At 75.4% G+C, this 24,209-nt stretch carries 19 protein-coding genes; 10 read left to right on the top strand and 9 right to left on the bottom strand.

Annotation, left to right across the window (positions count from 1 at the left end):
* The first annotated feature begins 174 nt into the window (after positions 1-174).
* Positions 175-714, top strand: coding sequence for a hypothetical protein (locus tag ACL02U_RS27645; RefSeq protein WP_412793686.1), 540 nt, complete (start codon positions 175-177; stop codon positions 712-714).
* Between the two features lie 147 nt (positions 715-861).
* Here ACL02U_RS27645 and ACL02U_RS27640 read toward each other — a convergent pair whose 3' ends face one another.
* From ACL02U_RS27640 to ACL02U_RS27630, 3 genes are all read right to left on the bottom strand, one after another.
* Positions 862-5,481, bottom strand: a complete 4,620-nt coding sequence (locus tag ACL02U_RS27640) for a hypothetical protein (RefSeq protein ID WP_412793685.1) — start codon at positions 5,479-5,481, stop codon at positions 862-864.
* Between the two features lie 69 nt (positions 5,482-5,550).
* The gene (locus tag ACL02U_RS27635) at positions 5,551-6,423 is read right to left on the bottom strand and encodes a hypothetical protein (RefSeq protein WP_412793684.1); all 873 of its coding nucleotides are present in this window, start codon (positions 6,421-6,423) and stop codon (positions 5,551-5,553) included.
* A 74-nt stretch (positions 6,424-6,497) separates the two neighbouring features.
* Positions 6,498-8,024, bottom strand: coding sequence for a hypothetical protein (locus ACL02U_RS27630; protein ID WP_412793683.1), 1,527 nt, complete (start codon positions 8,022-8,024; stop codon positions 6,498-6,500).
* A 488-nt stretch (positions 8,025-8,512) separates the two neighbouring features.
* Between ACL02U_RS27630 and ACL02U_RS27625 the strand changes: the two genes are divergently transcribed.
* The 3 genes from ACL02U_RS27625 to ACL02U_RS27615 are packed head-to-tail and all read left to right on the top strand — an operon-like array spanning position 8,513 to position 10,835.
* Positions 8,513-9,322 (top strand): LamB/YcsF family protein, encoded by an 810-nt coding sequence (locus ACL02U_RS27625; RefSeq protein WP_412793682.1) that lies wholly within the window; start codon positions 8,513-8,515, stop codon positions 9,320-9,322.
* Positions 9,319-9,966, top strand: coding sequence for a 5-oxoprolinase subunit B family protein (locus ACL02U_RS27620; protein WP_412793681.1), 648 nt, complete (start codon positions 9,319-9,321; stop codon positions 9,964-9,966). The genes ACL02U_RS27625 and ACL02U_RS27620 overlap by 4 nt, the downstream gene beginning before the upstream one ends.
* A complete protein-coding gene (locus tag ACL02U_RS27615) occupies positions 9,963-10,835 on the top strand; it encodes a biotin-dependent carboxyltransferase family protein (protein ID WP_412793680.1) in 873 nt (290 codons plus the stop codon). The genes ACL02U_RS27620 and ACL02U_RS27615 overlap by 4 nt, the downstream gene beginning before the upstream one ends.
* Before the next feature lie 195 nt (positions 10,836-11,030).
* Here the strand turns inward: ACL02U_RS27615 and ACL02U_RS27610 are convergent, their stop codons facing one another.
* The 5 genes from ACL02U_RS27610 to ACL02U_RS27590 form a co-directional block, all read right to left on the bottom strand.
* Positions 11,031-11,939 (bottom strand): SGNH/GDSL hydrolase family protein, encoded by a 909-nt coding sequence (locus tag ACL02U_RS27610; RefSeq protein WP_412793679.1) that lies wholly within the window; start codon positions 11,937-11,939, stop codon positions 11,031-11,033.
* Entirely contained in the window at positions 11,936-13,132 is a 1,197-nt protein-coding gene (locus ACL02U_RS27605; RefSeq protein WP_412793678.1) for a glycosyltransferase, read from the bottom strand. Before ACL02U_RS27605 ends, ACL02U_RS27610 begins: the two co-directional genes overlap by 4 nt.
* The gene (locus tag ACL02U_RS27600; protein ID WP_412793677.1) at positions 13,129-14,265 is read right to left on the bottom strand and encodes a glycosyltransferase family 4 protein; all 1,137 of its coding nucleotides are present in this window, start codon (positions 14,263-14,265) and stop codon (positions 13,129-13,131) included. The genes ACL02U_RS27605 and ACL02U_RS27600 overlap by 4 nt, the downstream gene beginning before the upstream one ends.
* 139 nt (positions 14,266-14,404) lie before the next feature.
* Positions 14,405-15,823, bottom strand: a complete 1,419-nt coding sequence (locus ACL02U_RS27595) for a HEAT repeat domain-containing protein (RefSeq protein ID WP_412793676.1) — start codon at positions 15,821-15,823, stop codon at positions 14,405-14,407.
* 323 nt (positions 15,824-16,146) lie between these two features.
* Complete coding sequence (locus ACL02U_RS27590; protein ID WP_412793675.1) at positions 16,147-16,539, bottom strand: ankyrin repeat domain-containing protein; 393 nt, start codon at positions 16,537-16,539, stop codon at positions 16,147-16,149.
* A gap of 319 nt (positions 16,540-16,858) precedes the next feature.
* Here ACL02U_RS27590 and ACL02U_RS27585 point away from each other — a divergent pair, with 319 nt between their 5' ends.
* Both ACL02U_RS27585 and ACL02U_RS27580 read left to right on the top strand, forming a co-directional pair.
* The gene (locus ACL02U_RS27585) at positions 16,859-17,053 is read left to right on the top strand and encodes a hypothetical protein (protein ID WP_007380617.1); all 195 of its coding nucleotides are present in this window, start codon (positions 16,859-16,861) and stop codon (positions 17,051-17,053) included.
* An 88-nt stretch (positions 17,054-17,141) separates the two neighbouring features.
* Positions 17,142-18,710: a hypothetical protein gene (locus ACL02U_RS27580; RefSeq protein WP_412793674.1), complete on the top strand. Its 1,569-nt coding sequence runs from the start codon at positions 17,142-17,144 to the stop codon at positions 18,708-18,710.
* A gap of 172 nt (positions 18,711-18,882) precedes the next feature.
* Here the strand turns inward: ACL02U_RS27580 and ACL02U_RS27575 are convergent, their stop codons facing one another.
* Positions 18,883-20,388: a PLP-dependent aminotransferase family protein gene (locus tag ACL02U_RS27575; protein ID WP_412793673.1), complete on the bottom strand. Its 1,506-nt coding sequence runs from the start codon at positions 20,386-20,388 to the stop codon at positions 18,883-18,885.
* 108 nt (positions 20,389-20,496) lie between these two features.
* Between ACL02U_RS27575 and ACL02U_RS27570 the strand changes: the two genes are divergently transcribed.
* The 4 genes from ACL02U_RS27570 (at position 20,497) to ACL02U_RS27555 (ending at position 23,979) form a co-directional block, all read left to right on the top strand.
* Positions 20,497-21,150 (top strand): YczE/YyaS/YitT family protein, encoded by a 654-nt coding sequence (locus ACL02U_RS27570; protein WP_412793698.1) that lies wholly within the window; start codon positions 20,497-20,499, stop codon positions 21,148-21,150.
* Positions 21,147-21,914, top strand: a complete 768-nt coding sequence (locus tag ACL02U_RS27565; protein ID WP_412793672.1) for a glycerophosphodiester phosphodiesterase — start codon at positions 21,147-21,149, stop codon at positions 21,912-21,914. The genes ACL02U_RS27570 and ACL02U_RS27565 overlap by 4 nt, the downstream gene beginning before the upstream one ends.
* Before the next feature lie 62 nt (positions 21,915-21,976).
* Entirely contained in the window at positions 21,977-23,326 is a 1,350-nt protein-coding gene (locus tag ACL02U_RS27560; protein WP_412793671.1) for an MFS transporter, read from the top strand.
* A gap of 278 nt (positions 23,327-23,604) precedes the next feature.
* Positions 23,605-23,979 carry an RNA polymerase-binding protein RbpA gene (locus tag ACL02U_RS27555; protein WP_412793670.1) on the top strand — a complete coding sequence of 125 codons (375 nt, stop codon included), beginning with the start codon at positions 23,605-23,607 and terminating at the stop codon, positions 23,977-23,979.
* Positions 23,980-24,209 lie beyond the last annotated feature (230 nt).

Genomic DNA, 24,209 nt, shown 5'->3' with positions numbered 1-24,209 from the left:
GGGGAATCTTCCCGGCGTGCGGTTCGTCCTTCCCTTCGGGACATGGAACCGGAATGCCCGGCAGGAGCCGCATTCCGGTTCCGACGGAATGAACCGGCCCAATCCGGGCAGCCAAGGGGGACGGGGGCCTTCCGGTATGGCAGGGAGCGGTGGGACGGCAGTGGGGAGAGGGGCATGGTGACGGGCGCGAGGGAGCGGTACCGGGAGCCCGAGGGCCGGTGGACCGCACGCCCGGCGGCGCAGCGACACCACGGGGAGCCGGAACGCGGCGGCGCGGGAACGCGGTGGCGCGCGTCGGGCGGCGGACCGCGCGGCGGTGCGCCCGCCCGGCCGCTGTGGATCGAGGAGCCCGCGCCGCGCCGGCGCATGCCGGACCCCGTGCGCACGGCGGCCGTACGGGCGGTGCTCATCGCGTCCCTGACGCTGGTGCAGGCGATGGTCGCCGTCCTGTGCACCCTGGCCGGCTCCTGGCTGGCCTTCCCGATGGTGCTCGGCGGTATCGCCGGCACGGTGGTGGCCACCTGGGGCGTTCTGGACGTCTGGGTGACCCGGCAGGTGTGGAACCAGCGCAACGGGGTCGTGTCGACGCCCAGCAGCACCGCGCGTGCGCTGCGCCGGGAGCGGCGCAGGGCCCGCCGGCGGGCGCGGGTGGCCGAGCGGGAGCGGGAGCGGATACGCCGGCGGGCCGGCCGCGGACGTCTCTCCCATCCGTGATGCGGGCGCCCCGTCCGTGATGCGGGCGGAGCGCGGTACGGGCCGCCGGAGGGCGGCGTACGGCGCTCCGCTTCCGCTACGGCTGCACGGCTCCACGGCTCCCGAACCGCGCCGCCCGTCGGGCGCTGCGCGCCGGGACCGCCCGCGCTACGGGGCGGCCGCCACGGGCCGCTTGAACATCCGGGTCGCCGTGATCTCGCTGTGCGCCGCCTCGTCGGCGGACGTCTCCCGCGGCAGTCCGGGCCTCAGGTGCTCCTCCACGCTGATGTACTTGAGCCCCGCACGCAGGTCGGCGTCGTTGCGCAGTCTGATGACCAGGGGGAACTCCGCCAGCGCCGTCGTGTCGAAGAGGCCGGTGGTGTAGAGCAGTTGGACTCCGAGGGCGTCCGACACCGCCCGCTGGAGTTCGAGCAGGTAGGTGGCGTTGGCACGGCCGATCGGGTTGTCCAGGAAGAGGGTTCCGGCGTGCCGGTGCCGGTCCCGGCCGCGGTCGTTGGAGCGCAGGGCGGCCATCGTGCAGTACAGGGCGATCGCCGCGGTGAGCAGCTGCCCGCCGGAGAACACATCGCCCATCTGCCCCACGGGAACGCGCTCGGCACGAAGCACGGCGTCCGGTTTGAGGATCTCCACGGCGACGCCCTTGGGCTGGAGGGCGGCCCCGACCCCCCTCAGCAGCAGGGACATTCCGTCGCGCCGCAGGTCGGAGTTCTTCTTCACGGCGGCGCGGGTGGCCTCGTCGATGACCTCGCCGAGACGTTCGGTGAGGGTCGCCTGGTCCGGCTCCTCGAAGCGGATGCGCAGGAACTCCTGTCCCGACCACTCGCCGAGACCCTCGGGCAGGCGGGACAGCCGCTGCGCGGAGCGCAGGGTGGCCAGTGCCGACTCCACGAGACCGCGCAGCCGGTCCACGATCGAGTCGCGGTTGCGTTCCAGCTGGGCCAGTTCGTCGCCGAGCACCCGAAGCCGGGGCGCGAAGGCATCGGCCCAGTCGCGGGCGTGCTCGGGCAGCGCGGACGCGGGCAGTTCGCGGATCTGCTGCCGGGCGGGGGTGCGCACCTGCTCGTAGCGGGTGGAGTTGGCGTGTCGGACGAGTACGTCGGAGGCCTCGCGCACGGCGGCCTCGGCGGCGGACAGGTCGGCGGCACACCCCCGCAGCGAGCGGCGGGCCTCCCCCGCGGACCGGCGGGCCTCCTCCAGCGTGCCCGGGTACGGATCCACGTCCTCCCGCTCGTCCTCGGACGGGTGTTCCCGCAGCAGGTCGCGGAGGAGCGCGGCGGTCTCGTCGAACCCGCCGGCGGCGTCCTCGGCCAGGCGGTGGGTCTGCAGAAGTTCGGCGTGCGCCTCCCGGGCTCCGGCCAGGGCTTCGGTGCGGGAGGTGAGTTCGGCGGTGGCCGTGCGCAGCAGCTCCTGTGCGTGCTCGGCGTCCCGGGGCTCCCCGTCCTGGGGCAGCTCGGTGTGCGCCGCACCGTCCTCGGGGGCGTGCCGCTCGGCCTCGCCGCGCAGCCTGCCGAGTTGCTCGCTGGCGTGCGACATGCGCGTCTCCAGCAGCTGCACCAGTTCCTCCGCGCGGGCGGCGGCAGCCTGCCGGGACGGGCCGTCGGCGCCGTCCGGGGAGGCGAGGAGGTGCTCCGCGCGGGTGCGGACCCGATTGCTGAGCCGGTCCAGCTCGGACCGGGCGGCACTCTCGTCGCTCTCCGCGCGGGCCTGCTCCGCGCGCAGGTCCGCGCCGACGCCGACCTTCTCGTACACCTGAGAGGCGGCCCGGTAGGCCTCCCGCAGCGCCGGTAGGTACCCCTCGGGTGCGCCGTCACCCTGCTCTCGCGCGGTCTCCGGCACGTCGTCGGGGGCGCCGGCGATCTCGGCGCGCTCCGCCCGCAGTGCGCGGGCGGTGCGCCGGGCGTCGTCCGCGGCGCGCTGTGCGGCGCGGCGGTCCTCGTCGGCGGCCCGGGCGCGTTCCCGGCAGGTCTGCGCGCGGGCCTCGGACTCGGCCGACTCGTCGGCGAGTTCGCGCGTCCTGGCCTGCCAGCCGGCCCGCTCGCGGAGCCGGAAGGCGAGGCCGGCCAGTGCGTCCGCGGCACGTCGGGCCCGCTGGGCGGCCTCCTGCCGCTCGTCGCGGACCCGGGCTGCCTCGGCGGAGGCTTCCTCCAGCTCGGCCCGGGCGGTGCGCGCCTCGGTCAGTTCGGCATCGGCCTCCTCGGCGAAGCCGCGGGCCTGCCGAGCGGCCTCGGCCAGTTCGGCCAGCCGTCCGGCGGGGCAGCCGGTGCGCCAGGAGGCGAGCCGTGCGGCGAGCTCCCGGTCCTTGCCGAGTCGGGCCGCGAGCGCCCGGATGTCCTCGTCGCGGTCGGCGGCCCGGGCGCGCAGCGCCTGCCGCTCCTCGTCGGCGGCGTGCTCGTCGTGCATGGCCGGGTTCGGCGGTACGAGGAAGACCGCGTCGCTGTCCCCGGTGGGCGCCGGGGCGAGGAGGGCGGCGGCGGTGCCGACCGCGACGGCGGACCGGGGCAGCAGCGCGGCCTCGCCCAGCGCCTCGCGGGCACGGACATGGGCGTCCGGGTCGGTGATGATCACCCCGTCGACCAGTTCCGGCCGGGCCGCCAGGACTCGCGCGTGGTCGGCCGGGTCGACGGCCTGCGCCAGGTAGCGCCAGCCGGGCAGGGCGGGGATGCCGTGCTCGCCGAGGAACTCCACGGTGGCCAGCACGTCGGGGCCTGCGGGCAGCAGCCCGCCGTCGCCGAGCGCGCCCAGGATGCGGGCGTCGTCGGCGGCGGCCGTCCGGAGTTCGAAGAGCTGGCGTTCGGCGGAGGAGACGGCGTCGTCGAGGACTTCGCGGAGTTCGTCGGCGAAGCGGTCCAGTCCCTCGGGGTCGAGGACACCGCTGCCGTCGCCGGGCTGCGACCGCCGGGGCTGCGGGATCACGGACGTGCGGTCGGCGAGGCCCAGCAGGTCCGCGAGGCGTTCCTCGCGGGCCAGGGCGCCGGCGGTGCGGCGTTCGGCGTCGTGCAGGCGCTCGGCCGCCGCGGCGGCGTCCGCGGCCCGCGCCGCGGTCAGTTCGGCGCGGGACTCCGCGGAAGCCGCCTCGCGGGCGTGCTCGGTGGCTCGGCGTGAGGCCTCCCGTGCCGCGTCCCAGGCCTCGACGGCGCTCTTCTCCGCATCGCTGGCCGCGAGCGCCGCCCGGGCCGGGTCGGCGTCGGGTGTGCTGTCGTCCAGCCAGCCCGCGCGCACCGCCTCGGCGGTCTCCTGCTCGACCTCGGCGAGGCGCTGGCGCAGGTGCCCGGCCTCGCTGCGGGCGCGCTGGGCCTCGGTGGCGGCGGTGGTGGAGTCCTGGTGGGCCGCCTCGCCGGCCTGCTGCAGCGCGGCCGAACGTGCTTCCTCCTCGTTGGCGAGGCGCTCGGCGCCGTCGGCGGCCGCGTGCAGCGCGCGGACGAGGTCGGTGGCGGCCCGGGTCCTTGCGGCGAGGGCGGGCGCCGCGTCGCGTTCGGCCTCCTGGATCGCGGTGGACACCCGGGCGACGCGGTCCGCGGCGGCACGGTGGCGGAGCACGGCCTCGGCGGCCTGCCACGCGGAGTGCAGGGTGCGCGCGTCGGCCAGTTCGCGCTTCTGGGCGGCGGCGGACTTCTCCGCCGCGGAGAGCGCCAGCGAAGCGTGCCGGTAGGCCAGTTCGGCGGCGATCAGGGCGCTGCGCTCGCGGGCACCCTCACAGTGGGTGACGGCGTAGGCGGCGGCGGTGACCCGCTGGGCGAGGTCGGTGGCGCGGTGGCGCTCCCGCACCGCCCGCGCGGACAGCCTGCGGGCCAGGGTGCGGGTGCGGCGCTCGGCCCCGGTGTGGATCTCCCGGGCGCGGGCGCGGGCCTCGGCGGCTTCGACGATCCGGCCGAGCAGGTCGACCGAGCCGGCGGTGAAGTCGCGTTCGGCGATGAGTTCGGCGCGCCGGCCGAGCTTGTGACCGAAGCCGCTGACCAGGTCCGCGAGGCCGTCGGTGTCGCGGGTGTCGGTGACGGCGCGCAGCAGCAGGTCGGTGAAGTCCGCGTCCTTCTTGACGGCGAACAGGCCGGCGGCCTCGCCCTCGTCGGCGTTCATCTCCCGCTGGTAGCGGAAGAGTTCGGGGTCCAGGCCGAGGTCGCCCAGGTGTTCGGTCCAGCGTTCGTGGATGTCCTCCCAGTGCACTTCCAGGTACGGGTAGGTCTTGACGGCCTCGGTGAGCGCGTCCCGGAAGCCCTTCATGGTGCGGCGCCTGCCCTGCGCGCCGGAGACGCCCTCGACGGGCGGCCGCACGGAGGTCGCCTCGGCGACCGGCAGGTTGTCCAGGGTCAGCCCGGGTCCGGGCCGGAAGGAGTACCAGGCCTCGGCGAACTTCCGCGGGTCGTTGGACACCTGGCGGCCGCGCCACTCGCTGACCTTGCCGACCACCACGCACTCGCCGGTCTGCACGTGCTGCCATTCCAGGGCCACGTGCCCGCAGTCGTCGGCGAGCAGGAACTTGCGCAGCACGCCGGAGCTGGCGCCGCCGAGGGTGTTGCGGTGGCCCGGCAGCATCACCGAGAAGATCAGCTTGAGCAGGACTGACTTGCCGCCGCCGTTCTCCAGGAAGAGCACCCCGGCCGGGGCGGGCCGGCGCGGCGGGCCGACGGGCTCCTCCTCGAAGAACTCCGCCTGCGCGGGCGCGGGGTCGGGCACGGGCTCGCCCACGCCACGCAGGTCAAGCACGGTGTCGGCGTAGCGGGCACCGGCGGGACCGATGGAGTAGAGGCGGACCCGGGACAGCTCGTACATGGCGGACTCTCGTCAGTCTTCGGAGAAGGTGCGGTGCGGTGGTTCGCCCGGGGGCCGGGGCCCGGGCGGTCAGGAGTGGAACGGCAGCCCGGCGTCGGCCACCAGGTCGAGGTCGTCGGCCCCGTCGGCGGGCAGCAGGGTCGCCGTACCGTCGGTGACCGGGACGACGCCCAGTTCGAGCAGTTCGGCCAGGGCGGCGCTGCCGGCCATGTCGCGGACCTGGAGTTGGTAGCGGGCCGTGGTGCGGTAGGTGCCGCCGTGGTCGTCGCCGGTGCGCTGCAGGAAACCGGAGTCGGTGAGGAAGGCGGCGGCCTTGCCGACGATGCCGGTGGTGGAGCCGGCCAGGCGGCGGGCGTCCTTGGTGGCACCGGTGGCGCTGCGGCGGACCCAGATCCGCCAGGCCGCCTCCAGCCCCGGCGCTCCGGTGGCCGGGTCGGTGTTCTCGCCCTGTTCCTCGGCGCGCTCCTCCAGCCGGCGGCAGGCCTGGCGTACGAAGGCGTCGACGCCGTTGACGGTGACCCGGCCGATGTAGCCGTCGTCGGCGAGGTCCTCCGGGCGCGGGAAGGCGAGGGCGGCGACGGCGAGATGGGCGAGGCCGTGCAGGAAGCGGTCTGCGGAGTCGGCGGACGTGCGACGCGCGTAGTCGCCCATGCGGACGGCGAACACGGAGTCCTCGGCGGCCGTCACGGCCATGCCGGCCCGCGGGGACACCTCCAGGACGACCAGGCCGAGGCCGGCGGCGACGGCGTCCGCGAGCCGGGCGAAGGGCGGGTCCTCGCGGTGGCGGCGCAGCAGTTCGGCGTACTCCTGGTCGCGGGCGGGCTGGAGCTTGGGCTGCAGGCCGAAGGCGACGAGCCGCGCGGCGTCGGCGGCGTCGGCGGGCGTGACGGAGGCGGTCGCCGGCGGGGCGGCCTCCGGTTCACTCCACTCGGCGTCGGTCACGGTCGGGGCTCCTTGTCGCGGTGGTGCTCACTCATGGTCGCGGTGTCGCTCACTCGTGGGGGTCTTCTGCGGTCTCATGCGGTGTCCGTCCGGTCGGCCGCCATCCCGGCGGCGTCCAGCAGCGCGGTGCCTACTATCAGGTCGGCACCGCCGAACTCGGGATCGTCCAGCTCGGTCCCGTCGTCCACGGCGAACAGCAGCTTCCCCTCGCCCTGCCGGTAGGCGGTCCCCACCGGCGGACTGGCGGCGTGCACGGCGAGCAGGGCGAGCAGGTACGGCAGGTCGGGATCCTTGCGGCGGGCCTCGGCGAGCAGGCCGGACAGTCGGCGCGGGGCGTCCGCGGGCAGGTCGAGCAGCGCCCGGGCGGCGGCCAGTTGCTCCTCGCTGAAGCGGCTGTCGTCGGGCGTGGCGACGAGGTCCGGTTCGGGCATCTCGGCGCCGAGGTGCTCGCGCTCGACGGGCGGGGTGAGCAGGAGGTCGACGAGGTCGGCGAGCCGTACGGACACGGGGGTGCGCAGGCCGGTCGCGTGTGTGAACCAGGCGTCGGTGACCCGGGTCGCCTGTTCCAGCGGGAGCGGCAGGGCCGGTGCGAGGAGGTGGCCGTACAGGTCCGTGCCCGAGGTCGCCGCGGGCGTGGCGAAGGCCTGCCGGTCCTGCTCGGCGCGGAACAGGGGGCCGGCCTCCAGCAGGCGGGACTGCAGCTGCGTGTGGCGGCGGATGCAGTCCTTGACGATGTCCACCAGTTCGGCGGCTCGCCGCTTGTGCCCCGGGTCCTCGGTCTCGTCGCGGGCCTTGCGGATGTTGGTGAGGATCGCGTTCTCGTGGCGGTAGCGGTCGGCCACGTGGTCGAGCGCCTCGGCGATCATGTCGGGCACGGTGCTGAGCCAGTCCACCGCGCGGACGTTGCGGCGGGTGGCCTCCAGGGCTCTGCGCAGTGTCTCCGAGTACTGCACGGTGCGGTAGCGGGCCTGCTCGGCGGCGAGTTGCGCGTCGGCCAGCCGGCCGCGGCTGATCAGCACCTCGAGTTTGACCTCGGCGGCGATCTGCGCGCTGGTGACGTCGGTGTCGAGGGCGCCGACCAGGACGTTGACCGCCTCGTCGGTGGTGCGGAGGTAGACCGATCCGCCCGGTCCCGGCACCTCCTCGATCAGCTTGAAGTCGTAGTCGCGGCGGACGTACGAGCCGTCGGCCGCGAACGTGCCGTACACGGCGCGGAAGCCTCGGTCGACGCTGCCGACGTTGATCAGGTTCTCCAGGACCCAGCGGGCCACGCGTTCGTGCTCGGCGACCGGGCGGCGGGACGCCTGGGCGGCGATGCGCGGCAGCAGCCGGGCCACTATCTGGTCGTGGTCGGCGCCGGTGTCGAAGTCCATGTTGAGGGTGACCAGGTCGATCGCGGCCAGCGCGAGCTCCGCCATGCCGTACACCGAGTACTCGCCGGCGAGGTTGGCCTTGCGGGCGTCGAGGTCGTGGATCGGAGCCGTGCAGGCGAGCGCGCGCAGCCGCCGCGCCAGCCCCTCGTCGGCGGCCGGCCCCGGCGCGGGGCGCGGCCCCGCGCTGAGCTGGGGCGGACTGCTGTCCGTCGATGCAGGCGAAGTCACGGTGCACAGACTAGGTCCTCCGTCCGACAACGACCCAAACGGCGCGGATCGGCCCCCTGTGGGCGGGGGCCGCGGCCGGCCGGCGCCGCGGTCCGCGCACCCGCGGGAGATGCGGCCCCCTCCCGCGGGTGCGCGGCGGGCCCGTACACTGCGGCGACCTCTCGGGGTCCGCGCCGACGACCTCGGCCCGGCCCCGGCAGACCCCGTGCACCCCGTGCATCCCGTGCACCCCGTGCACCCCGTGCATCCCGTGCATCCCCGGGGACGTCGCACCGGACGGCACCCGGCGTTCCGGACGGGCGCACGAAGCCGCGGATCCTCGGACCCGCAGGCGGCGAACCGCAGGCGGCGTACGGATCACCGGCCGCGGGCCCGCGGTCACAGGCCGGCCGGCCCGTCGCGGCCGCGCCGCGCCGGAGGTCCCCACCGGCGCCCGCACCGAGAAGTACCGCGCCCTGACGCGGTGCGGCCGACGTGCCGTGGCGGGCGTGCCACGGCCGGAGAAGGAGGCAGCCCTGAGCAGCGACCATCGAGCAGCCACCCCGTCGATCGACCTGAACGCCGATCTCGGCGAGGGCTTCGGACGCTGGCGGCTGACCGACGACGAGCAGTTGCTGTCCGTCGTCACCAGCGCCAACGTGGCCTGCGGATTCCACGCGGGGGACGCGTCCACCATGCGGCGCGTGTGCGAGCTGGCGGCCGGCCGCGGGGTGCGCGTCGGCGCGCAGGTCTCCTACCGCGACCTGGCGGGGTTCGGGCGGCGCGCCATGGACGTGCCGCCCGCCGAACTGGCCGCCGAGGTGGCGTACCAGATCGGCGCGCTGGAGGTCTTCGCGCGCGCGGCGGGCACCCGCGTGGCGTACGTCAAGCCGCACGGGGCGCTCTACCACCGCGTGGTCGGCGACGAGGAGCAGGCCGGGGCGGTGGTGGACGGGATCCTGCTCGCCGACGCTGCGCTGCCCGTGCTGGGACTGCCCGGCTCGCGGCTGCTGGAACTGGCGGCCAAGGCCGGGCTGCCGGTCGTCCCGGAGGCGTTCGCGGACCGTGCGTACACCGAGCGGGGCACGCTGGTGCCGCGTGACCGGCGGGGCGCGCTCGTGACCGATCCCGAGGCGGTGGTGGAGCGCTCGGTGAGCCTGGCCCGGTTCGGGGCGGTCACCGCGCACTGCGGGGCGACGATCGCGGTGCGCGCGCGTTCCCTGTGCCTGCACGGGGACACTCCGGGCGCGGTGGAACTGGCCCGCCGGGTCCGGGCCAGGCTGGAGGCCTCGGGCCTGCGGGTGGAGGCCTTCGCATGAGGGTGCTGCCGGTCGGCGACGACGCGCTGCTGGTCGAGGTGTCCTCCCCGGCCCGGGCCGAGGCTCTGCACGCCGAACTGCTGCGTCGGCGCGCGGCGGGCCTGCTCACCGCCGGGGAGATCGTGCCCGGGGCCCGCACCGTGCTCCTGGACGGCGTCGCCGATCCGGCGCGGCTCACCGCGGAGCTGACCGCGGTCCGGATCCCGCCGGCGCCGGGGCGTTCACCGGAGGCGGTGCGGCTACCGGTGCGGTACGACGGTCCCGACCTGGCCGACGTCGCCGCCCACTGGGGCGTCGCCGAGCGGGAGGTGGCGGACATCCACGCGGCCACCGACTTCCGCGTCGCCTTCTGCGGCTTCGCCCCCGGCTTCGGCTACCTCACCGGCCTCCCGGCGCGGTACGCGGTGCCGCGCCGGGACACCCCGCGCACCGCGGTCCCGGCCGGCGCGGTCGCGCTCGCGGGTCCGTACACGGGCGTGTACCCGAGTGCCTCGCCGGGCGGCTGGCAGCTGATCGGTTCGACCGACGCGGTGCTGTGGGACCAGGCACGGGTGCCCGCCGCGCTGCTGGCGCCGGGCACGCGGGTCCGCTTCGTCCCGGTGGGCGGCGACCTGCCGGGCGGCTCGCGGACGGGGGCGGTGTGACGGACCGTGCGCTCGCGGTGGTGCGGGCCGGTGCGCTGACCACCGTGCAGGACCGCGGACGGCGGGGGCACGCCCATCTCGGGGTGCCCCGCTCCGGCGCGCTGGACGGGCCCGCGGCGGCGCTCGCCAACCGGCTGGCCGGCAACTCCGCCGACGCGGCGGTCCTGGAGACCACGCTCAGCGGCTGCGCCGTGCGTCCGCGTTCGCCGGTCACCGCGGCGGTGACCGGCGCCCCCTGCCCCGTCACCGTGGACGGCCGGCCGGCCGCCTGGGGCGCCCCCGTGCGGGTGCCCGCCGGGGCGGTGCTGGACGTGGGGGCCGCTGTACGCGGTGTACGCAGCTACCTCGCCGTCTTGGGCGGAGTCGCCGTGGAGCCGGTGCTCGGCAGCCGCTCCACCGACCTGCTGTCCGGGCTCGGCCCGGCACCGCTCGTGGACGGGGCGGTGCTGCCGCTCGGGCCCGAGGACGGACGGCGGGGCGTGCCCGTGGACGCCGCCCCGCAGCCGGGGCCTGCGGACACGCTGGTGCTGCGGGTGACGCTGGGGCCGCGCGACGGGTGGTTCGAGCCCGCGACGGTCCGGGAGTTCCTTTCACGGGCGTATCTGGTGTCCGCGGCGAGCAACCGGGTCGGGCTGCGCACCGAGGGGCGGGGCCTGCGCCGCGCCCGCGCGGGCGAACTCGCCAGCGAGGGCATGGTGCTGGGTGCCGTGCAGGTGCCGCCGGACGGCAGGCCCGTCGTCTTCCTGCACGACCACCCGACCACCGGTGGTTACCCGGTGGTCGGCGTGGTCCGCGCCGCCGACCTCCCGGCTGCCGCGCAGGCGGTGCCGGGCACCCCGGTGCGTTTCGTGCCGGTACGGCGCCGATGACGGCGTGGCGCGGCCCGTGCCGCCGGTTCGCCCCCGGGGCACCGGCTCGCCCCCGGGGCACCAGGGCAGCGGGGCGCGGTCGGTGCCGCCGTCCTGCCGCGCCGGCGGCGGGGGCCGGGCTCGCGAGCCGCGCGGTGCCGGTGGTCCGCCACCCGGGACCCGCCCGCGGCCCCGACCCCGAACCGCGGAGGTCTCTCAGCCGCTCCCCGTCCGCACCCCATCCGCCGCCTGCACCTCGTCCACCGCCCCCACGATCGCCACCGCCGCCGAAGGTTCCCCGACCGCCAGCGCCGCCAGGGCCGAGGAGACCGCGGCCGAGGCCCGCAGGTCCAGGAGGGCGCTGCTGCCGCGGGCCCGGTGCCGCAGCTCCTCGGCGGCCAGGGCGAGCAGTTGGGGCAGCAGGTCGGCGCACCTCCGGGCCACCCAGCCGACGCCGGCGGTGGCCAGCCACCGCAGGTCGGCGCTCTTCGTGGGAGCCGGGAAACCGGGCTCGGGCGTCGGGGCCGGCCCGGTGGGCAGCCCCGACGCGGTCAGCAGCGTGTGGAAGCGCAGGGCCAGTTGCCGGTGCCCCCGCTCGCCGGGATGCAGCCGGTCGGCGCTCCACAGCGCGCGGTCGCGGAGCCAGGCGCCCTCGCCGGCGTGCAGGTGGACGGCCCGGTGGCGGTCGGACAGTGCGTGCACGACGGTGTTCACGGCCCGCTGGCGTCGGGCGAGCGGGCGGGCCAGGGCGTGCGGCAGGCCCAGCATCGCCCCCGGGTCGGGCAGGCAGGCGGTCAGCAGCACGGTGCCCCGGGCTGCGAAGGCCCCGTACACCCGGTCGAGGCGGGCGGCGACGGCGTGGATGTCGAAGGTGCGGCGCAGGGTGTCGTTGACGCCGACGACGACCGAGGCGACGTCCGGCCGCCGGGCGAGTCCGGCCGCCAGTTGCCTCTCCAGCACGTCACGGGTCCGGGCCCCGCTGACCGCGAGGTTGGTGAACTCGACCGGTCCCTCGGCGAGTCCCGGGGCGAGCAGCGCGGCCCAGCCGCGCCACCCGTCCCGGGCCGGATCGCCCACCCCCTCGGTGAGGGAGTCACCGAGCGCCACGAACCGCAGGGCAGTCATCCCCGGCCTCCGGCCACCGCGGCACGTGCGGGGGAACCGGCATCGCCGGTGGCGTCGGAGCGCCGGGGTCCCACCGGCGCGTCGTGCGCGGCGAGGAAGGCGTCGACGGCCGCCGACCAGCCGAAGCGCTCGGCCCGCGCGCGGGCGGCCGCCCGCCGGTCGTGCTCGGGGCGCGCCAGGAGCGTACCGACGGCCTCGGCGAACGCCTCCCCGCGGTCCGCGGCCGCCACCCCGGCCGAGCCGATCACCTCGGGCAGCGCGGAGGAGGCGCTGACCGCGACGGGGGTACCGCAGGCCAGGGCCTCCAGGGCGGAGAGGCCGAAGGTCTCGACCGGCCCCGGTGCCAGGCAGACGTCGGCCGTCGCCTGGAGCGCGCCCAGCTCGTCGCGGTCGGCCACGTGCCCGAGGAACGAGACCGGCAGTCCCCGCTCCCGCGCGCGCTGCTGCAGCCGGGGCCGCAGGGGTCCGTCGCCGGCCACCACCAGTACCGCGCGCGCTCCGCGGTCCCGGAGCGCCTCGAGGGCGTCGAGCGCGGTGCCGGGGCGTTTCTCCACGGAGAGGCGGGAGCACATCACCAGCAGCGTCTCGTCGGGGCGGGCGAACCGGTCGCGCACCCGGGGGTCGCGCAGTCCGGGGTGGCGCCCCGCGAGGTCGACGCCGAGCGGGGCGCGGACCACGTTGCGGGCGCCGATGCGGACGAACTCCCGTTCGGCGAACTCGGTGGTGCAGACCACACGCGCGTACGTGTGCGCGGTACGTGCGTTGAGGGCGTCGGCGGCGCGCCGTGCGGCCGCCTCGGGCAGGCCCCAGGCGCGCAGCACCCCGTCCGCGCTCTCGTGGGAGACCATCACGGCGGGCACCCGGGCGCGCCGCGCCCACCTGCCGGTCCACCGCAGCGTGGTGCGGTCGGACACCTCCAGGCGGTCGGGGGCCAGTTCCTCCAGCAGCCGGGCCACTCGCCGCCGGTCGGCGAGGACGCGGTAGCCGCCGGTGCCGGGGAGCAGTGGTCCCGGCAGGGTGATCACCCTGCCCTGTTCGGTGTCGCGGTCGCTCATCCGCTCGCCGGGCACGACCAGCACCGGTTCGTGGCCCGCCGCCCGGAATCCCCTGCCCAGTTCGCGCAGTGCGGTGCGCAGTCCGCCGGAGGCGGGGGCGACGAAGTTCGCCAGGCGCACGATGCGCAGGGGCGTCATATCGCCATCACCGGCTTCCGGGCGTCGAGGACGTCGGTGTAGTGGCCGAGGAGGAGGTCGCCGACCGCCGTCCAGGTGCGGTCCTCCACCGCGGCGCGTCCGGCGGCCGCGCAGGCCGCGCGCCACGCCGGATCGGCGGCCAGCGAGCGCACCGCCCCGGCCACCGCGGTCGCGTCCCGCGGCGGCACCAGCAGACCGGTGCGGCCGTGGGAGACCAGGTCGAGCGGTCCGCCCGCGGCCGGGGCGACGACGGGCACGCCGCTCGCCATGGCCTCCTGCACCGTCTGGCAGAACGTCTCGAAGGGGCCGGTGTGCGCGAACACGTCCAGCGAGGCGAAGATCCGGGCGAGGTCGTCACCGGTGCGGCGGCCCAGGAAGACGGCTCCGGGCAGGGCCCCGGCCAGGGCGGGCCGGGAGGGCCCGTCACCGACCACGACGACCCGCACCCCGGGCAGTGCGCAGGTCTCGGCGAGGAGTTCGACCTGCTTCTCGGCGGCGAGCCGGCCGACGTAGCCGACGATCAGCTCGCCGTCGGGGGCGAGTTCGCGGCGCAGTGCCTCGTCGCGGCGGCCGGGGTGGAAGCGGTCGGCGTCCACGCCTCGCGGCCACAGCTTCACCCGGGGCACGCCCTGGGCCTCCAGGTCGTCCCGGGCCGCGCTGGAAGGGGCGAGGGTGAGGTCGGCGGCGCCGTGGACGGCGCGCAGCCGCCGCCAGGCGGCGGCTTCCCCGGCGCCCATGTAGGTGCGGGCGTATCCGGCGAGGTCGGTCTGGTAGACGGCCACCGCCGGGATGCCGAGCCGGGCCGCGGCCGCCATGCCGCGGACGCCGAGGACGAAGGGGCCGGCCAGGTGGACGAGGTCGGGGCGGTGCCGGGCGAGCGCCGCGGCGAGGCGCCGGCTGGGGAGCGCGACGCGGACCTGCGGGTAGCCGGGGAGCGGGAGGGACGGGATGCGGACGACGGGGACGTCGGGGCACGGTCCGGCCGTGTCGGGTGCGCTGCCGGGAGCGGGGGCGGGCGCGACGACGAGCGGGGAGTGACCGCGGGCGACGAGGTGCCGGGCGGTCTGGAGCGCGCAGTGGGCCACGCCGTTCACATCGGGGGGAAAGGATTCGGTCACGATGACGACACGCATAGGGGTGTTGTCGCCGTGCCGGACGTGCCCGCGTCAACGTCGATCTTTCCGGTCGAGGAACGTCCCGTGAGCGTTGCGCGGTCCACCCGGGCAGGTCGGACGGCGTCCACGCCGCCCTGACCCGGGGGTCACCGGGCGTTCACACGGCGGGGGCGTCGGGGCCGATCCGGCTGCGGACCGCCGTCTGCACCTCCGCTTCCTCGGCCGGATCCGCAGCCAGCCGGCGCAGCCGTTCCACCACGCGCGCGTCTCCGGTCTCGGCGTGCCGTGCGGCCAGTTCGCGGGTGGTCTCCTCGCAGTCCCAGAGGCACTCGACGGCGAAGCCGGTGGCGAAGGAGGGGTCGGTGGCGGCGAGCGCGCCGGCGCAGCGGCCGCGCAGGTGCGAGGAGGCGGTCTCCCGGTAGACGTGCCGCAGGATCGGTGCGGCGCAGGTGATGCCGAGGCGTCCGGCGCCGTCGACGAGGCACCAGAGGGTGGGGGCGTCGCAGCCCTCCCCGCGCACGGCCTCGCGCAGGGCGCCCAGCACCAGTTCGCTGTCGCGGGCCTCGCCTCGGCAGGCGAGGACGCGCCCGGCGGCGGCGCCCAGCGGATCGGGCCGGTGTGCCCAGCGGCGGGCCCGCTGCACCGCGGCCGTACTGCGCATGCGTTCGAAGGCGTCGACGGCGGCCTCCACGACGACGGGGGTGCCGTCCGCGACGGCGCGCTCGATCAGGTCCGGGACGTCCGGGTCGTCGCTGTCGGCGAGGTAGCGCAGCGCGGTGCACCGGGCTCCCTCGCTGCCGTCCCGCGCGGCCCGGACGATCTCGGGGCGGTCCTGCGGGCCGGCCACGGCGACCAGGCAGCGGGCGGCGGGGACGTGCAGGGCGGCGCCGCGTTCGAGGCCTTGCTGCGCCCAGGCGAGGACCGCCTGCACGCTCCATCCGGGCCGCGGCCCGGTGGGACGCATCTGCCGCTGCCAGCGGTCGAAGCAGCCGGCCTCGTGCGCCGCGCGCACCCGGGCGGCGACGGACTCGCTCGGGTCCTCGGCCCACAGCCGCCACGGCCGGGGTTCGAAGGCGTCGCGCACGGCGGCGGCCAGCTCGGCCTCCCCCTCGGCGTCGGTGGCGAACCGGGCGAGGACGGGCCCGGCGAGGGCCCGCAGTCCCGCGTCGTCGTCCCGGAGCGCCAGCTCGTCCAGCGCCCAGGCCCAGTTGGAACCGGAGGCGGCGTACCTGCGCAGCAGGGCGAGGGCGTCCCGCCTGCCGTAGGAGGCGAGGTGTCCGAGGACGGCCAGGGCGAGGCCGGTGCGCGACTCGTCGGTGTCGACGGCGTCCTCGACGTCGAACAGGTGGGCCTCGATCGTGTCGAGTTCGCCGTTCAGGTCGAGGAAGAGGCGGGCGTAGTACAGGGAGCGGTTCTCCACCTGCCAGTCGCGGCGCGGGTCGTGCAGCACGCAGTGGTTCAGTGCCGCGAGCGCCTCGGCCCGCGGGGCGGTGAGCGCGTGCAGGGTGCCGTCGCCGCGGCCCCGCTGGAGCAGGCCGAGCAGGGTGCCGCTGGGCGCTATGACCGGATCGAACATGGGAAACAGCCTCACATCAAGCTTCGACGCAACCGCAGGACACGCACTACCTGGCCGCGCGACAACACGTCGGAGCGCCCGCCGTCTTCTGCTTGCTGTAGACCATCTTCCTCTGCCTCTCGTCAGTGGCCCGTGCGGGCCGATCACGGTCCGCGCGGTGCGGCAACACCTGCCCAGCCATCGCGTCCGTGAATCACGACGTCATGATGACCCGGTCGTTCAGCCTGCCGCGACCGATATTTCCGGCGGCCGTGCACCGCCTCCCCCGTTGTCGGTGTTCTTGCTGGTCAATGGCGCTTTCGCGCGGTCCGGACCGGTTCGGATCAGTGGGCGCCGAACAGTGCGAGCAGGTCCGTCTTGCCGAACATGCGGGCCGTGTCGACGGCCGACGGGGTGCCCGCCGCGGGGTCGGCACCGCCCTCGAGGAGGGCCTTGATGACCTGCTCCTCGCCCTTGAAGACGGCGCCCGCGAGGGGGGTCTGCCCTCGGTCGTTGGCGCGGTCGGCGTGGGCGCCGCGGTCCAGCAGGGCGCGGACGGCGCCGGCGTGTCCGTGGTACGCGGCGAGCATCACCAGGGAGTCGCCGCGGTCGTTGGTGAGGTCTGCCGGAACGCCCGCGTCGACGTAGGCCACGAGCTCCTCGGTCCGCCCCTGCCGGGCCAGGTCGAAGATCCTGGTCGCCAGCTCCACGACCTCGGGGTCGGGGGCTTCTGTCATCGGCGGGACCGCCTCTCGCTTGCAGTCGGGGACTGATGGGAACTGCCGGTGGCGCCGCACGGCGGCGAGCGGTGCGGCCGTACGGGTGAATCGCCAGCGTACTGGCTCCGGGGACACATGACCGGCACCGCCGGAGGCAAAAGATCACCCGGAGTGGCCTCGGGCGCAACAGGGCAGCTCAGGCGGCGCAACCCGGAGGCCACCGAACGGGCGAAATCGACAAGATTTCACCCAGTTGCACCTTTTATCGTATGGATACATGCTGTGATCCTGGAAGTACTCATGGTGACTGTCCCCACCGAACACCAGGAGAGCCCCAATGATCCTGTCCATCTCAGGCGTCGTACTGCTCGGCATCGTCGTGTTCATCTTCTTCCGCAAGGACGGGCTGAAGGCGTCGCACGCCTTGATCTCGGCCCTGTTCGGCTTCTACCTCGCGAGCACGGCCATCGCACCGAGCATCAAGGCAGGCGGCGAGAGCCTGGCGAGCCTGCTCGGCGGCATCAAGTTCTGACGCCGCCCTCCCAGGAGGGGCACGACCGGCTCCGGCCGAACCCCTCCCGCGGGATCCTCACCGTCCGTACGCACCTCTGGAGGCAGCAGTGGCCCGGCGCCCTCTCCCCCGCATCCTGAGCACAGGCAGCGCACAGATCGCCCGGAGCCGGGAGCTGGCCCGGACGGCGGCCGACGGCGCCACCGATGTCCTCCATCCGCTGATCACGATCACCCGCGGACTGCGCCGGCTGGCCTCGGCCGGGCGGCGCAGGTGGGCCGAGACCCCGAAGGACCGCCGCGGGCCGCTGCTCTTCCTGGTCGCCTCGGTGGTCCTGGTCGTGGCGCTCGCACCGTACGGACCGCTGCTCGCCGTCATCACCGTGATGGCGGCCGCGGCCTGGCAGGGCCGCGACCGCCCCGCGCCGGCACCGGAGGGCCCGGACGAGTCGCAGGCCCAGCGGCTGAAGGCGCTGTACGAGGCGCTGGTGCCGTACTTCTCCGGCGCCGACGACCCCGCCCCGCTCTACGCCCACGGCGGCGAGTGGGAGAAGGCCTTCCCGACGTACGCCTTCGACGGCACCGGACGCGTGACGGAGCTGCTGGTCCGCTACCCGGCCTACTTCCCGGACGGCGAGCCCGGGGCGCGGTCCCGGATCGAGCAGTTGCTGACCGCCAAGTCGGGCCGGGGCCGCGAGTACCGCTTCGCCTGGGACGAGGAGGGCAACGAACTCACCGTCGCCGTCCTCACCCCGCTGCCCACCGACATCGCCGCCCAGCGCTTCGTGACCGCGCCCGGCGAGGCGGTCCTCGGCTTCACCGACGCCACCGAGGTCCAGCGCACCCTTCCGCTCGGCTACGGCGCGGAGCAGCGCGACGCTCCGCCCGTGGTCTGGCGGACCGGGATCCGCTCCACCGAACCGCACCTGCTGGTGCTGGGCCAGCCGGGCAGCGGCACCTCGACCCTGCTGCGCTCCCTCGCGCTGCAGGCCCTGTCCCACGGCGACGTCCTGGTCGTGGACGGCGGCGGCACCGGGGAGTACTCCTGCCTGACCGGCAGGGACGGGGTGCTGGCCGTGGAGTGCGGCCTGTCCGGGGCCCTGGCCGGCCTGGAGTGGGCCGCCGCGGAGACGGAGCGCCGGCTCATCGCCGCCAACCGGGCCCGCCAGGAGGGCCACCCGCCGCCGGACGACACCAAGCGGCCGCTGTGGATCCTCCTCGACCGGCCGAGCGCGTTCACCCAGCTCGCCGAGGCCGAAGGGCGCAAGGATCCGCAGACGCTGCTCCAGATGCCGCTGCGGCACGGCCGGCCGGCGAGCGTGACGGTCGTGGTGGCCGAGCAGTTCGACGGCGCGGAGGCACTCGACGAGTCGGTGCGGCAGCACACCCGGGCGCGGGTCGTGCTGGGCCCGGCCACGGCCGACCGGCTGGAGGCCGTGCTGGGGCTGTGCCCGCCCACCACGCCCGTCCCGCACATGCCGCCCGGGCGCGGCTACGCCCGCCTGGGGACCGGTCCGGTGCACCGCCTCCAGGTGCCGGCCACCCCCGACCCGTACGACGACGCGACCAGTGCGGCGCAGCGGGAGGCGGTGCTGGAGCTGCTGCCGCCGCGCAGCACCCCCGCCGACGGGGAGACCGTGCCGGCGCCCACCGAGGCGGCGGTCGCGGAGAGCTCCTGAGCCGCCGGGCTCCCGAGCCGTCCCCTCCGGGCCCGCCCCGTTCGTCGCCGTCCCGTTCGTCGCCGTCCCACCCGGGTCCGTCCCAGCCGGGTCCGTCCCAGCCGGGTCCGTCCCAGCCGGGTCCGTCCCACCCGGCCGGCGGCGCGGCAGCGGCCGGGTCCGCGGGGAACGCTCACGCCACGAAGGTGCGCGGCGCCTCGCCTCCCGCCGTCCCCCCGCTCTCCACCAGGCGCGCGGCGGACGCCAGCCGCACCGCCGCCTCCTCGGCCACCGCGCCCTGCACGGTGAACGGCAGTCGCACGTACCCCTCGAAGGCACCGTCGACGCCGAAGCGGGGCCCGGACGGGACCCGCACCCCGACCCGCTCCCCCGCCTCGGCGAGCCGCGATCCGGACAGCCCCCCGGCCCGCACCCACAGCGTGAGCCCGCCGGCGGGCACCTCGAACTCCCAGCTCGGCAGCTCCCGCCGGACCGCCGCGACGAGCGCCTCCCGGTTCTCCCGGGCCTGCTCGCGGCGCAGCGCCAGGGCCTGCTCCCAGCCTCCGGTGCTGAACAGCCAGTTGACCGCGAGTTGCTCCAGCACCGGGGTGCCGAGGTCGGCGTAGGCCCGGGCCGCCACCAGACTGCGGATCACGTCCGGAGCCGCCCGCACCCAGCCGATGCGCATTCCGGCCCAGAAGGCCTTGCTGGCGGAGCCCACGGTGATCACGGTTGAGCCGGCGGGGTCGAAGCCGCAGACCGGACGCGGCATCGCACCGCCCAGCTCCTCGTCCAGCCACAGCTCGCTCATCGTCTCGTCGGCGACCAGCACGGTCCCGGCCGAGCGGGCCGCCTCCACCAGCCGGCGCCGCTGGTCGTCCCCGGCGAGGGCACCGGTGGGGTTGTGGAAGTCGGCGACCACGTAGGCCAGCCGGGGCGCGGCCTCGCGCAGCACCTGGCGCCAGCGGTCCAGGTCCCATCCGGAGAGCCCCTCGGCCATCGCGACGGGCACCAGCCGGGCGCCGGCCTCCCGCATGAGCTGGAGGATGTTGGCGTAGGACGGCGACTCCACGGCGATGCGCTCGCCCCGCCCGGCGAAGAGGTGGCAGATCGCGTCGATCGCGCCCATGGCGCCGGTCGTCACCATGATCTGCTCGGGCATGGTCGGGATGCCGCGTGCGGTGTACCGCTCGGCGATCATCGCGCGCAGCGCGGGCAGCCCCGCCGGGTAGTCGCCGTGGGTGTGCGCGTAGGGGGGCAGTTCCTCCAGCGCCCCCTGGACGGCCCGGGTGAGCCACGGCTCGGGGGCGGGCAGCGCCGCGCAGCCCAGGTCGATCATCGATCCGAGGGCCTCCGGCGGCAGCGGCTCCAGGCCGCGCGCCGGAAGCGGGTTGCCGGCGGGCACCGCCGTCCAGCTGCCGGCCCCGCGCCGGGACTCCAGGAAGCCCTCCCCGCGCAGCGCCTCGTAGGCGGCGGCGACCGTGGTGCGGCTGACGGTGAGCGCGAGGGCCAGTTCGCGTTCGGCCGGGAGCCTCGCGGCCACCGGCACGCGGCCCTCGAGCACGAGCAGCCGGATGCCGTCGGCGAGAGCGCGGTAGGCGGGCGGGCGGCGCGAGCCGGGGCCCGGGGGCCGGTCCTGCTGCGAGGTGAGCAGTCGGGCGAGCTGCGCGGCACCCACCGCCGAGGTCCACTGAGCCATGCCGATCAGTCCACCTTCCCCGAATTGGCCATGGATGACGTTCCCGTACACGCCACATGGTGTCACGCATCAGTCCACACACACCATCGGGGGCACCCCTTGTCCACGTTGTCCACGCAGCGGCATCTCGTTCGACGCCTGTCCCAGCTCTACGGCGGCCTCGTGCTGTACGGCGCGAGTTCGGCCCTCCTGGTCCGCTCGGGTCTCGGCCTGGAGCCCTGGAACGTCCTGCACCAGGGTCTGGCCGAGCACACCGGGCTGCCGATCGGGGTGGTGCTGACCGTGGTGGGCGCCTCGGTGCTGCTGCTGTGGATCCCGTTGCGCCAGCGGCCCGGCCTCGGCACGGTCTCCAACGTCCTGGTGATCGGCGCCGCGTTGGACGCCGTGCTGCACGTGCTGCCCGACCAGGGCGCACCGGTGACCCGGGCGGCGCTGATGACGTCGGGGATCGTGCTCAACGGCGCGGCGACCGGCCTCTACATCGCCGCGCGCTTCGGGCCGGGCCCCCGCGACGGACTGATGACCGGCCTGCACCGGCGGCTGGGGCTGTCGATCCGCACGGTCCGCACGGTCATCGAGGTGACGGTGGTCGCGTCGGGTTTCCTCCTCGGCGGCACCGTCGGGATCGGCACCCTGCTGTACGCGCTGGCGATCGGCCCGCTGGCCCAGCTGTTCCTGAGGGTGTTCGCCGTCCCCGCGGCACCGGAAGGCAGCAGGGTCGTTGCCGAGGCGCCACCGCGGCGGGCGATACTGCGTCGGTGACCACCCGCATACGCCACCCCTACCTCGACCATCCCGGCCCGATCGCGTTCGCGCACCGGGGCGGTGCCGCCGACGGACTGGAGAACACCCTCGCCCAGTTCCGCAGGGCGGTGGAGACCGGTTACCGCTACATCGAGACCGATGTGCACGCCACCCGGGACGGGCGGCTCGTCGCCTTCCACGACGCGACCCTGGACCGGGTCACCGACGGCAACGGCCGGATCGCGGACCTGCCGTGGTCCGAGGTCGCCGGGGCCCGGGTGGCGGGCAGCGAGCCGCTGCCGCTCTTCGAGGAGCTGCTGGAGACCTTCCCCGAGGTCCGCTGGAACGTCGACCTCAAGGCCGAGGCGGCGCTGCGCCCCTTCCTGGACCTGGTGGCGCGCACCGACGCCTGGGACCGGGTCTGCGTCGGCTCGTTCTCCGAGGCCCGGGTGGTGCGGGCGCAGCGGCTGGCGGGCCCCCGGCTGGCGACGTCGTTCGGCACCCGGGGCGTACTGGGCCTGCGCCTGCGCTCCTGGGGCCTGCCCGCGGCGCCGCGGCGCTCGGCGGTGGCCGCGCAGGTGCCCGAGACCCAGTCGGGCGTCCCGGTGGTGGACCGCCGCTTCGTGCGCGCCGCCCATGCGCGCGGGCTCCAGGTCCACGTCTGGACCGTCAACGAGCCCGAGCCCATGCACCGGCTCCTGGATCTCGGAGTCAATGGCATCATGACCGATCACATCGACACGTTGCGCAAGGTCATGGAGGAGCGCGGGGTCTGGGTCTGAGCGCCCGGACGAGCCGCCCACCGCCTTCGCACGGCACCTTCGGCGAGGAAGCGGGGGCAGGGGTGGACACCGAGACCGTGCGGACACCGGTGGCCGGCGAGGCCACGGACCGGCGGCGCGAGCAGCGCGGCTGGTACTTCTACGACTGGGCTTGCTCGGTCTACTCGACCAGCGTGCTCACCGTGTTCCTGGGCCCCTATCTGACCTCGGTCGCGAAGGCGGCCGCGGACGCGGACGGGTACGTGCACCCGCTGGGGATCCCGGTGCGCGCGGGTTCGTTCTTCGCGTACTCGGTGTCTTTGTCGGTGATCGCGGCCGTGCTGGTGATGCCCGCGGTCGGAGCCGCGGCGGACCGCACCGGCCGCAAGAAGCCCCTGCTGGGCGCGGCGGCGTACCTGGGTGCCACCGCGACGATGGGCATGTTCCTGCTGGACGGCGACCGCTATCTGCTCGGCGGGGTCCTGCTGGTCGTGGCGAACGCCGCCCAGTCGGTGGCGATGATGCTCTACAACTCCTACCTGCCGCAGATCGCACCGCCCGCGGAGCGCGACGCGGTGTCCTCGCGCGGCTGGGCGTTCGGTTACGCGGCGGGCTCGCTGGTCCTGGTCGCGAACCTGGTGCTGTACCTCGCCCATGACAGCTTCGGGCTGTCCGAGACGATGGCCGTGCGCATCTGCCTGGCCTCGGCCGGCCTGTGGTGGGGCGCCTTCACCCTGGTGCCGCTGCGGCGGCTGCGGGACCGCCGGCCGTCGGCCCGGCAGGCCGCCGCCCTGCCGGGGATGCGCCAGCTCGCGGCGACCGTCCGGAACATGCGCCGGCACCCGCTGACACTGTCCTTCCTGCTGGCGTACCTGATCTACAACGACGGCATCCAGACGGTGATCTCGCAGGCGTCCGTCTACGGTTCCGAGGAGCTGGGCCTGGGCCAGTCGACACTGATCGGGGCGGTGCTGCTGGTGCAGGTGCTGGCGGTGGCGGGCGCACTGGCGATGGGCCGGCTGGCCCGGGCCTACGGCGCGAAGCGGACCGTCCTCGGCTCGCTGGTCGCCTGGACGGCCACGCTGGGGGCCGGGTACTTCCTGCCGGCGGGGGCACCGGTGTGGTTCTTCGTGCTGGCGTCGGGGATCGGGCTGGTACTGGGCGGCAGCCAGGCGCTGTCCAGGTCCCTCTTCTCCCACCTGGTGCCGCCGGGCAAGGAGGCCGAGTACTTCGCCGCGTACGAGATGAGCGACCGCGGGATGAGCTGGCTCGGCCCGCTGCTGTTCGGACTCACGTACCAGATGACCGGTAGTTACCGGGACGCGATCATCTCCCTGGTGGTCTTCTTCGTCGTCGGGTTCGCACTGCTCGCGCGGGTGCCGGTGCGGCGCGCGATCGGCGACGCGGGCAACCCGGTTCCGGAGAGGATTTAGCACTGGGAGCGAAAGGGCGGTAGTGTACGCGTTTGGCCTGCCAGGCGTACCGTTACTGCACGTCAAAGATGACGAAACGCTGGGTGATATCCGTGAGTAGACGTGACAAACCGGGCGTTGGTGGGTACTGCACTGGTTGACAAGGCTGCGGCTGCGACGGCGACGCAGACCCGGAACGGGACCTCGGAACGGGAATCTTTACCGCCGACCGGACGTTGACCGGATGACGACGACAGCGACACCTGTCCTGTGGGCGACAAGCCCGGGAGGCACGATTCATGAGTGAGCGAGCTCTTCGCGGCACGCGCCTCGTGGTGACCAGCTACGAGACGGACCGCGGCATCGACCTGGCTCCGCGCCAGGCCGTGGAGTACGCATGCGAGAAGGGGCACCGGTTCGAGATGCCCTTCTCGGTCGAGGCGGAGATCCCGCCGGAGTGGGAGTGCAAGGTCTGCGGGGCCCAGGCACTCCTCGTGGACGGCGAGGGACCTGAGGAGAAGAAGGGGAAGCCCGCGCGTACGCACTGGGACATGCTGATGGAGCGGCGGACCCGTGAGGAACTCGAAGAGGTCCTCGAGGAACGGCTTGCCGTTCTCCGCTCCGGGGCGATGAACCTGGCAGTGCATCCCCGGGACAGCCGCAAGAGCGCGTAGTCCCCCAGGGAGCCTGAGCGCGACACAGCGCACGTACATGACCGCGGGCGCCGGACGTGATTCTCACGTACGGCGCCCGCGGTCGTGTGGGTGTCCGGGCGCCTCCGCCCCTCGGGGCCGTCTCCGTTCCGGGAGGTTCTCCGTCCTGGGCCGTGGCCGGGACCGGAGCGGGGGCGGACGGGGGGGGGGGGGGGGGGGGGGGCGGGGGGGGGAGGGGGGGGGGGGGGGGG

The organism is Streptomyces sp. MS06, from assembly GCF_047200655.1.
GTDB lineage: Bacteria > Actinomycetota > Actinomycetes > Streptomycetales > Streptomycetaceae > Streptomyces.
The sequence above is the reverse complement of the archived record's forward strand: the minus strand, read 5'-3'. Positions and strand labels throughout refer to the sequence as shown.